The organism is Synechococcus sp. BA-120 BA3, from assembly GCF_034931285.1.
In the GTDB taxonomy this organism is placed as follows: domain Bacteria; phylum Cyanobacteriota; class Cyanobacteriia; order PCC-6307; family Cyanobiaceae; genus Cyanobium.
Genome location: NZ_JAYGHZ010000292.1, coordinates 1 through 11754, shown reverse-complemented (window position 1 = coordinate 11754; position 11754 = coordinate 1). Strand labels below are relative to the sequence as shown.

Genomic DNA, 11754 nt, shown 5'->3' with positions numbered 1-11754 from the left:
GGGTGCAGGGGGCTCTCGAAGAAGGCGAAGGCGAGCAGCACCCGGGGCCGGGCCAGGGCCGGGCAGGGGGCCGGTTCGGTGGCCAGGCGGCTGAGGCTGAGGCTGCTGAAGCGCTGGGCCAGCTCGAAGCGCCGCGGACCGCTCAGCTCCAGGCTGTTGCAGAGGCCGGCGGCGGCGATGCTGAGCCCCGGGGCGCCGTCCCAGAGGAAGCGGAAGTCGCCGCTGCTGCCAAGGTGGGTCAGGGCCGCCAGGGGGTCGAGGGCGGCCAGCGGCAGGGCCAGGCTGAGCACTCCCTCCTCCTCCAGGCGCCGGCTGGCGGCGGTGGCTGCCGAGAGCAGCGCGGAGAAGCTGGCAGGGGCCTGCACCAAGGGGCCGCGGGACCGGGGCGGAAGGCTGCTCAAATGTATGGGCCTTTCCCCGCCCAACGCCCGCGGCCCCCATGTCTGAGCCACAGGTCGTCGCAAGCCGTTACGCCGCGGGGGGTGGCGCCGCCTCTGGGGCCTCTTCCCGCGGCCGCCTCTGGCGGGCGGCGGTGAAGTGGCCCATGTACGCCGTGGCGGTGATGCCGGTGCTGCTGGCGGCGGGCTGGCGGCTGGGGCAGGGTCTGGGCCTGCGGCCTGAGCAGCTGCTGCTGTTCCTGCTGGCGGCCGTGCTGCTGCTGGCCTGGGAGAACCTCGCCAACGATGTCTTCGACGCCGACACCGGCGTCGACACCCACGGCAAGCCCCATTCGGTGGTCAACCTCACCGGCCGGCGGGACCGGGTGCTGGCCCTCGCCAACGGCTGCCTGGTGGTGGGGCTGGCCCTGATGGCCCTGGTGGCCCTGCGCAGCAGCCCCGTGGTGCTGCTGCTGGTGCTGCTCTGCTGCGGACTGGGTTACCTCTACCAGGGGCCACCGTTCCGCCTCGGCTACCGGGGCCTGGGGGAACCCCTCTGCTGGCTGGCCTTCGGCCCCTGCGCCACGGCTGCGGCCCTGCTGGCCCTGGCCCCCGCCGGGGCGGGGGCGGGCCACAGCAGCACCACCCCCATCCCCAGAGCCAGGATCAGCAGGGCGGCCAGCACCGGAAAGCTCCAGGCCTCAGGACGATGCACGAGCAAGGATTCGAACAAGCACGGATTCGCTGGGCCCTGCGGATGGCTCACGGCCCGCATTTTGGGGGCGTCAATGAGCGATTCAGGGTTGCATCGATCAACTTCGACACACTCGTTGGCACGGTCTGCGGCGGCCCATGAACGCAGGACGGCAAGACTGTCGCAGCGGCGCAGAAATGCGACGCGAATCCGGTCAGAAAAGGCGTGAAACGTGGCACGCTGATCCGTCCCAAGATCAGGCCCCTGCCTGCGTTCACGCCCCGGCCCTGGTTCCGCACCCCACCCATGACCTTCCCCCTGTTCCGCCACGCCCGTCCGACGCTGCTGGCCTGCCTGGCGGTCGGCATCGCGGCGGCCTGTCCCGGGGCAGGGGCGCAGCCGCAGGCGAGCCCTGATCAGACGGCGGCGCTCAACGCCGTGGCCCGGATGATGGAGGCGCAGCGCACCTACTTCCAGAAGAACGGTGCCTTCCGGGCCACGGTCTCGAACATCCAACAGGATTTCGGCATCACCCTGCCGGCGTCCTTCAACTACGCCGTTCGCACCACGACCGAAGCGGCCTACAGCTATGTGATTCCGGCCCAGTCGCCCAAGACGGGCCAGCTGAATGCCTATGTGGGGGCGGCCTTCCTAACGCCCACCCAGAATCCCCGGATCACCACCATCATCTGCATGAACATCCAGCCGGGCCAGATCCGTCCCGCGGACCCCCAGCTCGTGCTCGGCAGCCTGGTGGCCAATCCCACCGGCCGGATCGTGCAGTGCGGCGATGCTTCGGTGGAGGTCACGGCCTCGATCGTCAACGAATGACGGCCACGGCCCCGCTCACGCTTCTGGAGTCACGGGCGGTGGAGGTCAACGACCCCGCCGCCCTGCTCGATCGGGTGGCGCGGGACTTCCCCCTCAACGCCTTTCTGGAGAGTCAACGCAGCGGCGGCTTCTTCCACCGCAGCGGCATCCTCCACGTGGGGCAGATCGCGGTGTCCTGCAGCCGCCACTACCCCCTGGAGATCGGTTTCGACGATTCCCCGGTCGCCACCCTCACCCTGCCGCTGTCCGGCGTTGGCGAGGTGACCAGCGACGGCCAGCGGCTGAAGCTCGAGGCCGGCCCGATGGCGGCCTACCTGCCCGGCGCCGCCTTCACAGCCAGCACCGGCACCTTCGAGGAGGTGATGGTCTGCCTCGATCGCCGCCGGCTGGCCGAAACGGCCGCCGCCATGGGCGGCTTCTGCGAGGGCACCGGTGGCAGGGCGCCGGCCTTCGAGCGCACCCTGCGGGTGGACGGCAGCGCTTCACCTGAACAGGCCGACCTGCTGAACCATCTCCACCTGGCTCTGCAAATGCTGGAGGCTCCGCTGCTGCGGTCGGTGGGTGGAATCAGGACCTGCCAGCTGGAAGATCTGCTGTTCCGGCTGGTGGCCGCCATCGTCTGCCCGGGGGCGCTGAAGGGGAACGATCGCAGCGTCCCCGACCACCGCTGGAATCGCCCCTTCGACGACCTGCTGGAGTGGATCCAGGCCCATCTGCACACCCCGATCACCCCCACGGAGCTCAGTCGGCGCAGCGCCTACTCCCAGCGGAACCTGCAGTACCTGTTCCAGCGGCGGTTCGGCTGCAGCCCCATGCAGTGGGTGAAGCGCCAGCGGCTGAGCGCGGTGCGCGCCGATCTGCTGCGGGCCCAGCCCGACGAGACCGTGGCCGCCATTGCCCGCCGCCACGGCTTCGTCCAGCTGTCAGCCTTCGCCGCCAGCTTTCGGGAGCGCTACGGCATCACCCCCTCGCTGCTGCTGCGCCGTTCGCGCCTGGACGGCGGTTAAGGCGGGCACCCCACCGGTGGTGGAGCGCTTCGCTACCGACAGGTCTCCCCCCGCAGACTTAGAGCAAAGACCGCTCCTTCCCCTGCGCACGCCGATGTCCAGCTCCTTCACCCAGGCGGTCGAGGCCCTCACCGCCCAGGCCCAGAGCCTGATCGCCGCCACCACCAGCGAAGTCGACGCCCTGCGGGAGGAACTGGAGCAGGAGCGCCGCTTCCGCCGCCACCTGGAGTCCGCCGCCGCCACCCGGGCCCATGAGGTGGCGGCCGAGCGGGAGGAAGCCCGGCTGGAACGGCAACGGCTCGCGGCCGAGCTGGCCGAGGCCCTGGAGGGCCGGCGCCAGGCCGAGGCGGAGGTGGAGCGCTTCCACGAGGCCATCCGGCAGCAGCTGGCCATCGCCGAGCAGGAGCAGGCGGCCCTGGAGGAGGCCGAACGGGAGCGGGACCGCCGGCGCGAAGAGGCGTGGGAGCTTCGCCTTCAGGAGGCCGTTGAGGCCGCTGCTGCCAGGGAGACCGAGCGCCAGGAAGCCGCGGAGCGCGAGCGCCGGGCCCTCCTGCAGGACCTGGAGCAGGAACAGCGGGCGCGGCAGAGGCTGGAGCGGCGCCTCTCGGGGGTGCGTCAGGCCGTGATCGACCTGCTCGACCCCCAGGACGGCGGGGAGGATGGCCTCGACACGGGCATGGAGCGGAACGAGGCCGTCCTGGAGCCCTGGGGAGAGTACGCCGATGGAACCGGTCGTCTGGGCCTGCGCAAGATCCTGGTTCCCCGCACTGCCGGCCAGAGCTCCCACGCCGCCCTCACCTGACGGCGAGCCGCTTCCCCGCTGGGCTGGCGAGTCTTCTGCCGGACGGGAGCACGGATCAGCGTCAAGCTGGTCGCAACCCCCTGTCCCCATGCCCATCCAGCCCATCCTGTCAACACGCCGATGGCCACGGGTCGGCCTCGGCGTTCGCTCCCGGGGCCGCCTGGTGGTTCTGGCAGCCCTCACGATCCTGCTGGTGGTGGCTCCGCTCCATGGCGCCAGGGCCCAGGCCAGGCCGGAGATTCCGGCGACAGTGGAGCTGGATGGCCACCGGCTGTTCGAGGTCACCGCCTCGAAGGACTACTCGGCCAGGCAGCGGGTGGAGCGGGCCAACCGGCTGCTGCAGGACGTGGTGGCGTCGACGCAGCCGGGAAAGATCGGCGTCCGGGAGCTGAACAACCTGCCCGTGATCACCCTCGATGGCGAGGTGATCCTCACGGTCACCCGCCGGGACACTCCCGAGAGCATGGCCGTCGGGCAACAGGCCGAACTGTGGCGCCGGACCATCGCGTCGGCCATCGCCCGGGGACGGGCCCAGCGTCAGCCCGCCTACGTGGCCCGGATGATTCCCGTGTCTGTCGGAATCCTGGGGCTGGCGTTTCTTTTGCAGCGGCTGCTGCGACTGCTGTGGCACCGGTTCCTGCCTTCGGCCTTCACCCAGCCGCTGGCCAGCGAGTCCGGCACCGTCAGGCCGCTGCGGGGCATGGACTGGCTCCTGCATGGGGTGCTGGTGGTGCTGCAGTTCGGGCTCTGGGTGGCGGCGGTCCGGGTGATCGCCGGCTTTTTTCCCGCCACCCGGTTGCTGATCGGCCGCCTGTTCGACGCGGTCACCGAAAGCCTGGGATCCCCTTTCCTGCCCCTGGGGGGACGCAGCTATTCGGTGCTGGACGCCGTCATCCTGGTGGCGCTCTTCCTGGTGCTGGTGCGCGGAGTGGCGTTCCTGACGGGGCTGCTGCGCACCCGGGTGCTCCAGCGCACGGGCATCGAGCCGGGTTCCCAGGAAGCGATCGCCTTCATCCTTCAGTACGGCCTGCTGTTCCTCGGCACCCTCGTGCTGCTGCAGCTGTGGGGCCTCAATCTCACCTCCCTCGCCCTGTTCGCCAGCGTCCTGGGGGTGGGGGTGGGCCTCGGCCTGCAGGGTATCGCCAAGAACCTGATCAGCGGCCTGATCATCATGTTCGAGCGGCCCATTCAGGTGAACGATTTCGTCGAAGTGGGCGACCTGCAGGGCACCGTGACCCGCGTCAATCTGCGCAGCACCGAGGTGGTCACCCTCGACCGCATTTCGATCATCGTCCCCAATGCGGAGTTTCTCGAATCCCGTGTTGTCAACTGGAGTCACGGCAGCCCGATCTCGCGCCTGAGGATTCCTGTGGGCGTGGCCTACGGCTCCGATTGCCAGCTGGTGCGCAAGGCCCTGCTGGAGGCCTGCGAGGGCTTCCCCGACATCCTCGCGGCACCGCCTCCATGGGTGTTCTTGAACGGCTTTGGAGACAGTTCCATGGACTTTCTGCTGCTGGTCTGGATCAGCCAGCCCCGGCGTCAGTACGAGATCCGCAGTGAACTCAACTTCCGTATCGAAGCGATGCTGCGCCGTCACGACCTGACGATCCCTTTCCCGCAGCGGGATCTGCACCTGCGCAACGAGCGGATCGAGGTGGCCCTTCCCGCCGAGATCACCGACGCCCTGATCGCGCGCCTGTCCCCACCACCACAGGACGAGGACGCCTGAGGCGCGTCGGTGCGCCGACCACATGTGCAAAGGTGTCAGGAGCCGACCAAGAACCCATGACGAGCCTCGGCGTCACGTTCCTCACGGCCACGACCCAGTTCCTGGCGGGATCGGCCGCCGTCTGGCTGGCCACGTCGCTGCTGGGGCGCATCCTGTCGCGGATCACCCGCCGCACCGCCAGCAGCACCGACGACACCCTGCTGCGGCTGGTGCTCGGCACCGTCGCCCCCCTCGGCTATCTGGCCATGTTCTTCTGGGGCTGGCAGACCGTCGTCAGGGGCTGGGACGGCCTGTCGTTCGAGCAGGGACCGCACCGATTCGTGAGCGCTGCCGTTTTTCTGGTGGCGGTCCTGCTGGTGGTGCGGCTCGTCAACAGAACGCTTCTGCTGCTGCTCAACCGGACGATGCATCGGCTGGGCCGCCATGAACAGCTGTCCACCCTCGATGGGCTGGCCCCGATGATCCGCACGATCATCTGGATCATCGGCGCCCTGGTGTTTCTCCAAAACCAGGGGGTGGAACTGGGTGCCGTCTATGCCTCCCTGGCCGGCGCCGGCATCGGCCTCGGCCTGGCCCTGCGGGGTCCGTTCACCAACTTCATCAACTACATCACGATCCTGCTGGACGAGCCCTTCCGCATCGGGGACTTCATCGTGTTCGGCGACGTGCTCGGGCCGGTGGAACGGGTGGGGCTGCGCTCCTCGATCATCCGCAGCCTGAGCGGTGAGCGGATCGTGATCAGCAACGAGGAGCTGCTGGTTCAGACCATCCGCAACTTCGGAGACCTGCCGCGGCGGCGGGTGGCCCACACCATCGGCGTGGTCTACCAGACGCCGGTGGAGCAGGTGGCCGCCATCCCCGAGCTCGTGGCCGGGGTCATCGCCGAGCACCCTCCCGCCGAATTCGACCGCTGCCACTTCACCGGCTTCGCCGACAGCGCCCTGGAGTTCGAGTTCGTGTTCTTCGTCCCCGATGGCGACATGGAGCTGTATCTCGACCTGCAGCAGAAGATCAACCTCGGCATCCTGCAGCGTTTCGAGGAGCAGGCCATCGCCTTCGCCTATCCCACCCAGACCCTCTACCTGGAGCGCGCCAGCGCCCAGGCTGCCTGAATTCGGCCGCAGGCCGGAGGCCCTCAGGCCTGCCAGCGCCGGAGGCCGGCCAAGGCCGCGATCCCCAGCAGCGGTGCCTCCCCCCAGCGGTCGTAGGGGGTGAGGACCGAGCGCTGCCGCACCGGGAGAACGGCAGCGCTCGAACCTCCCGGCGGCAACTGCCGCACCAGCCGTCCGCGGGCATCCACCACCAGGCTGGGGCCCGTATTCGCCGCACTGATCAGCCAGCGGCCGGTCTCGATCGCCCGCAGCTGGGCCAGCGCCCGGAACTGCCCCTGCAGCTGCAACGGGTAGGGATCCAGATTGGCCGTCGCCAGCAGCCAGCTGGCCCCCTCCCGACTGGCGGCGGCCAGGGCGACGCCATCGGAGATCTCGTAGCAGATGGCCACCCCCACCGGCCCGCCCGGCCGCTCCAGCAGCCGGGAGGCCGCACCGGGCTCGATCCCCCCGACCGCCGACAGTCCGCTCCAGCGCCACAGCCCGGCCAGCGGCACCCACTCCCCGAGCGGCACCACCCGGTGCTTGTCGATCCAGCTGCTGGGCCTCTGCTCATCCGGGGCGAACCGCAGGACGCTGCTGCGCTGCTCGAGGCCCTCGACGCGGAAGCCACCACTGAGCACCTCCACGGTCGCCGGCTGGGGCAGGGGCTGGCCGAGGGCCAGCGCCCCCTCAGGCAGCAGCAGCCCCGTGATCGCCGCCGGCGTATCAACGGCGAGCCGGGCCTGTTCCTGGGCAGCGGCCAGCTGGCGCAGCAGCCGCTGCCGTTGTTCGGGCAGGAACTTCTGGCGGGTGGGTATGGCCGGCTGCAGCACCAGCCAGCGCTCCATCGACCCGTCCGCGCCGGGGCCGTCGGCCAGCCGTGCCATCCCGAACAGATGGGCGGCCAGCACCAGGGCCAGGGTGACCCCGAGGGCGCGCCCTCGTCGGGCGGATGCCGTGAGGCTGCGCCACAGCCCCCAACCGATCAGGAGCTGCACCGCGGCCAGCATCCCCGCCCCCCCGATCGTGGCCAGACCGGCCAGGGCCCGGTCACCGGGCAGAGCGGAAACACCCAGCCCCATCCAGAACAGGGGGCCCCGCGACAGCGTCACCTCGGCGATCCCCCACAACGCCGCCATGAGCACGGCGGTACTGGGGCGATGGCCATCCAGGCGCCACACCAGCCAGCCCCACGTCCCCACCAGGGCTCCGCCCGCCAGGCCACAGGCCAGCCACAGGGCCAGACAGATCGGCAGGCTCAGGGGACCCGGCACTCCTATCCAGTCGAGGGGATGGAGCCAGAGCAGCCAGCGGTGGCTCACCAGCACCGCGGTCAGGCCCCACCAGCCACCGGACCTGGCGGCGCCCCATCCTGACCCGGCCGTCGGCGCCACCAGCCCCCAGAGCACGGCCACGGTGGGCCAGAGCAGCCAGGGCCAGCCCAGCGGCGGCAGGGCCACCCCCGCCAGCAGTCCAGCGGCGGCGGCGGCCACCCAGCCGGCACGCCGGTCATTGCCCATGGCCGGCGGGCGCGGGAGGCGCCAAGGTCGGGGAAGAGTGACGCCGTTTCCCCAAGGAAGCCTCTTTCATGGACCAGGGCAATCTGCTGCAGATGCTGCTGCTTCGCGGCCTCGGCACCACCTCGCTGGTGGCCGACCGGCTCAAGTACGTCAGCCAGGAATGGGTGAGCAGCGGCCGCCTCGACCCCAGCCACGCCTCCGCCCTGGTGGAGGACGTCATGCGCGCCCTGCGGGGCGAGAGGCCGGAGGTGGAGCAGCAGGCCGAGCGCCAGCTGGAGCGCAACCGCGACCAGCTCCTGCAGGACCTGGGCCTGGCCCGGCAGCGGGAACTGGACGAGCTGCGCGGCCGCATCGATCGGCTCGAGCAGACCCTGCGCCAGCGCCAGAACGGCGGCGAAGGGAACGACTGATCGCACTGGCAGAATCCCCCCATCCGGGTCCTTCCGCATGCGCGACATCCTGATCAGCTCGATGGTCTGCGTGGCCTGTCTGATGCTGGCCTTCGTCAGCCAGCTGGTGGCACCCTCCCAGGTGGAGGCCGCCGCACCGGCCCCGGCCGAGGCCGGCGTCCAGCAGGCCCTGGCCCGTTCCGGCCCCGCCACCGCGCCCCAGGCCAACCCCGACGCCGCACCGCCGGCGAGGACAGCCGTGGCGGCCCCGCTCGAACTCGACCCCGACGTCCCCAACCCCACCCTGTTCACCATGGCCCCCGATTCCTCCAGCGCCGACCTGGCCTCCAGCGGGGCCGCGGCCCTGGGCGGGGAGCTGGTCTCCCCCACCGAGCGCACCACCCCCAGCGGCCTGCGCATCACCGACCTGGCCGTGGGCGAGGGCGACGAGGCCAGGAGCGGCCAGACCGTGGTGGTCAACTACCGCGGCACCCTCACCAACGGCAAGGAGTTCGACAGCAGCTACGGCCGCGGCCCGTTCAGCTTCCCCCTCGGCGCCGGCCGGGTGATCCGGGGCTGGGACGAGGGCGTGGCGGGCATGAAGGTGGGCGGCAAGCGCAAGCTGGTCATCCCCCCCGATCTGGCCTACGGCGAGCGTGGCGCCGGCGGGGTCATCCCCCCCAACGCCACCCTGGTGTTCGAGGTGGAGCTGCTGGAGATCAAGGGCTGAGGCCCGACCCCGGGCAGCCGGGATTCGGGTGACGATCGTTACAATGCCGCGTAACCCCAACCGTCTCCCATGGCTCACCAGCTGCCCGAACTGCCCTACGGCCTCGACGCGCTCGAGCCCCACATCTCCCGGCAGACCCTGGAGTTCCACCACGGCAAGCACCACGCCGCCTACGTCACCAACCTCAACAAGCTGGTCGAAGGGACGGACCTCGAGGGCAAGAGCCTCGAAGAAGTGATCCTGGCGGTGGCCGGCGACGCCTCAAAGGCCGGCGTGTTCAACAACGCCGCCCAGGTCTGGAACCACAGCTTCTACTGGCAGTGCATCAAGCCCGGTGGCGGCGGCGCCCCCACCGGTGCCCTGGCCGAGAAGATCGCCGCCGACTTCGGCAGCTTCGAGGCCTTCAGCGAGCAGTTCAAGACCGCTGGTGCCACCCAGTTCGGCAGCGGCTGGGCCTGGCTGGTGCTTGATGGCGGCACCCTGAAGATCACCAAGACGGCCAACGCCGACCTGCCCCTGGCCCATGGTCAGAAGGCCCTGCTCACCATGGATGTGTGGGAGCACGCCTACTACCTGGACTACCAGAACCGCCGTCCCGACTACATGACCACCTACCTCGACAAGCTGGTCAACTGGGACTTCGTGGCGGCGAACCTGGCCTCCGCCTGAGCTCCGCTTCGGCTCCAGGCACCAGCCCCCGGGGATTCCCGGGGTTTTTTTTTCAGGCTGGCCTGGCCCCTGGCAGCACCGCCTCCGGCGCGATCCACATGGCATCGCCGTAGGAGAAGAAGCGGTACTGGCGCTCGATCGCCTCGGCGTAGAGGGCCAGCAGGCGCTCGCGGCCGATCAGGGCACTCACCAGCAGCAGCAGCGAGCTCTTCGGCAGGTGGAAGTTGGTGAGCAGGCCCTGCACCACGGCGAAGCGGTAGCCGGGCTGGATCACCAGGTTCACCGGGCCGGCGTGGGGGCGGAGCTCGCCGCCGTGCAGCTGGGCCACGGCCTCCAGGCTGCGCACCGAGGTGGTGCCGATGGCGATCACCCGGCCGCCGGCCGCCCGGCAGGCCGCCACCGCCTGCACCAGCGCCGGGCTCACCTCCACCCATTCGCTGTGGAGCTCCAGAGCGCGCAGGTCTTCCGTTTCGATCGGCCGGAACGTGCCCAGGCCCACATGCAGGGTGGTGGTGGCCACCCCGACACCCCGCTGCCTGATCGCCGAGAGCAGCTCGTCGCTGAGGTGCAGGCCGGCGGTGGGGGCGGCCACGGCGCCGGGACGGGCTGCGTAGCGGGTCTGGTAGCGCTCGTTGTCGCTGGCGTCGTGTTCGTGGATGTAGGGCGGCAGGGGGATGGCGCCGTACTGCACCAGCAGGGGCTCGAGGGCGGCCGCATCGGCGCAGTCCGGCGGGAACTGCACGATGCGGCCGCCGGTGGCGGGATCACTGCCCACCACCGCCACCGTCAGGGGCGGCTGGCCGCCAGCCACCACTTCCAGGCGGTCACCGGGCCGCAGCTTCTTGGCGGGCCTCGCCAGGCACAGCCACTGGCCCGCCCCGTCCGGCCAGGGCTCGAGCACCAACAGCTCCACCGCACCGCCGCCGGGCCGCCGCGCCTCCAGCCGGGCCCGCAGCACCCGGGTGTCGTTCACCACCAGCAGGTCGCCCGGCCTGAGTTCCTGCTGCAGATCCCAGGCGCTGAGGTGGCGAGCATGGGGGGCAGGCCCGGCCCCCGCCGGGTCCACCACCAGCAGCCGGGCGGCGTGCCGGGGCTCCACCGGCCGCTGGGCAATCCGCTCCTGCGGCAGGACGAAGTCGTAGCTGGACAGACGCAGGTCGGCGGGATCCGGCACGGCGGGGGTGACCACGCGGAGAGGAGACGCCTCAGAGGGCCAGGCTTTCGGGCCGGTTCTCGATCAGGTCGGCGAGATCCTTGAGGAAGGCGGCGGCGTGGGTGCCGTAGATGACGCGGTGATCGGCGGTGAGGTTCACCTGCATCTGGCGCCGCACGGCGATCGAGCCGTCCTTGAGCGCCGCCACCACGGGCCGGGAGGCGGCCACCGCCAGGATCGCTCCGGTGCCCGGGGGCAGGATCGCATCGAAGCGATCGACGCCGAACATGCCCAGGTTGGAGAGGGTGAAGGTGCCGGTGGTGTACTCCTCCGGCTTGAGCTGCTTGGAGCGGGAGCGGGCCACCAGATCGGCCCAGTTGCGGGAGAGGGAATAGAGATCGGTGCGATCGGCGGCAGCCAGCACCGGGGTGATCAGGCCGCCGTCATCCATGGCGACGGCCACGGCCACGTTGACGGCGGAGGGGTAGGCCATGCCGCCGTCGCTGGCGGAGGCGTTGACCTGGGGATGGCGGGCCAGGGTGACGCCCACGGCCTTGGCCAGCAGGGCCGTCATCGTGACGCCCTTGGCCTTCACCTGCTTGTAGAAGGCGTCGAGCCGGTCGGTGGTGATCGTGTAGCCGACGTGGAAGCAGGGGACCGCCAGGCTGGCGTTCATGTTGCGAACGACGGCCTGCTGCAGGGTGTTGAAGGCCACCGTCTCGCCGGCGCGGCCGAAGGCCTGGCCGGCGGGGGCGGCGGGGG

General features: G+C 70.7%; 12 protein-coding genes and 1 pseudogene. 9 read left to right on the top strand and 4 right to left on the bottom strand.

Annotation, left to right across the window (positions count from 1 at the left end; genetic code table 11):
- Window positions 1-368 (bottom strand): annotated as a pseudogene (locus tag VB737_RS11930) (isochorismate synthase); the annotation flags it as partial.
- Window positions 369-439: 71 nt separating this feature from the next.
- Between VB737_RS11930 and VB737_RS11925 the strand changes: the two are divergent.
- The 6 genes from VB737_RS11925 to VB737_RS11900 all read left to right on the top strand — a co-directional run bounded on the left by VB737_RS11925 (window position 440) and on the right by VB737_RS11900 (window position 6552).
- Window positions 440-1300 carry a UbiA family prenyltransferase gene (locus VB737_RS11925; RefSeq protein ID WP_500313218.1) on the top strand — a complete coding sequence of 287 codons (861 nt, stop codon included), beginning with the start codon at window positions 440-442 and terminating at the stop codon, window positions 1298-1300.
- A 77-nt stretch (window positions 1301-1377) separates the two neighbouring features.
- Window positions 1378-1902 (top strand): type IV pilin-like G/H family protein, encoded by a 525-nt coding sequence (locus VB737_RS11920; protein ID WP_500313217.1) that lies wholly within the window; start codon window positions 1378-1380, stop codon window positions 1900-1902.
- Window positions 1899-2909, top strand: coding sequence for a helix-turn-helix transcriptional regulator (locus VB737_RS11915; RefSeq protein WP_500313216.1), 1011 nt, complete (start codon window positions 1899-1901; stop codon window positions 2907-2909). Before VB737_RS11920 ends, VB737_RS11915 begins: the two co-directional genes overlap by 4 nt.
- A gap of 94 nt (window positions 2910-3003) precedes the next feature.
- Window positions 3004-3711, top strand: coding sequence for a hypothetical protein (locus tag VB737_RS11910; RefSeq protein WP_500313214.1), 708 nt, complete (start codon window positions 3004-3006; stop codon window positions 3709-3711).
- A 163-nt stretch (window positions 3712-3874) separates the two neighbouring features.
- Window positions 3875-5440, top strand: coding sequence for a mechanosensitive ion channel family protein (locus VB737_RS11905; RefSeq protein WP_500313212.1), 1566 nt, complete (start codon window positions 3875-3877; stop codon window positions 5438-5440).
- Between the two features lie 56 nt (window positions 5441-5496).
- A complete protein-coding gene (locus tag VB737_RS11900; protein ID WP_500313211.1) occupies window positions 5497-6552 on the top strand; it encodes a mechanosensitive ion channel family protein in 1056 nt (351 codons plus the stop codon).
- Window positions 6553-6575: 23 nt separating this feature from the next.
- On the opposite strand, the gene VB737_RS11895 is transcribed toward VB737_RS11900, so the two are convergent.
- A complete protein-coding gene (locus VB737_RS11895; RefSeq protein WP_500313209.1) occupies window positions 6576-8051 on the bottom strand; it encodes an apolipoprotein N-acyltransferase in 1476 nt (491 codons plus the stop codon).
- Between the two features lie 68 nt (window positions 8052-8119).
- Here VB737_RS11895 and VB737_RS11890 point away from each other — a divergent pair, with 68 nt between their 5' ends.
- The 3 genes from VB737_RS11890 to VB737_RS11880 all read left to right on the top strand — a co-directional run bounded on the left by VB737_RS11890 (window position 8120) and on the right by VB737_RS11880 (window position 9839).
- The gene (locus tag VB737_RS11890) at window positions 8120-8461 is read left to right on the top strand and encodes a phasin family protein (RefSeq protein WP_500313207.1); all 342 of its coding nucleotides are present in this window, start codon (window positions 8120-8122) and stop codon (window positions 8459-8461) included.
- A 37-nt stretch (window positions 8462-8498) separates the two neighbouring features.
- Window positions 8499-9170, top strand: coding sequence for an FKBP-type peptidyl-prolyl cis-trans isomerase (locus tag VB737_RS11885; protein WP_500313205.1), 672 nt, complete (start codon window positions 8499-8501; stop codon window positions 9168-9170).
- Window positions 9171-9239: 69 nt separating this feature from the next.
- Window positions 9240-9839, top strand: a complete 600-nt coding sequence (locus VB737_RS11880) for a superoxide dismutase (RefSeq protein WP_500313203.1) — start codon at window positions 9240-9242, stop codon at window positions 9837-9839.
- 52 nt (window positions 9840-9891) lie between these two features.
- Here VB737_RS11880 and queA read toward each other — a convergent pair whose 3' ends face one another.
- Window positions 9892-11013, bottom strand: coding sequence for a tRNA preQ1(34) S-adenosylmethionine ribosyltransferase-isomerase QueA (gene queA / locus VB737_RS11875; protein WP_500313220.1), 1122 nt, complete (start codon window positions 11011-11013; stop codon window positions 9892-9894).
- Between the two features lie 31 nt (window positions 11014-11044).
- Window positions 11045-11754: 2-oxo acid dehydrogenase subunit E2 (locus VB737_RS11870; protein WP_500313201.1), on the bottom strand; the 710-nt coding region annotated here is incomplete at its 5' end.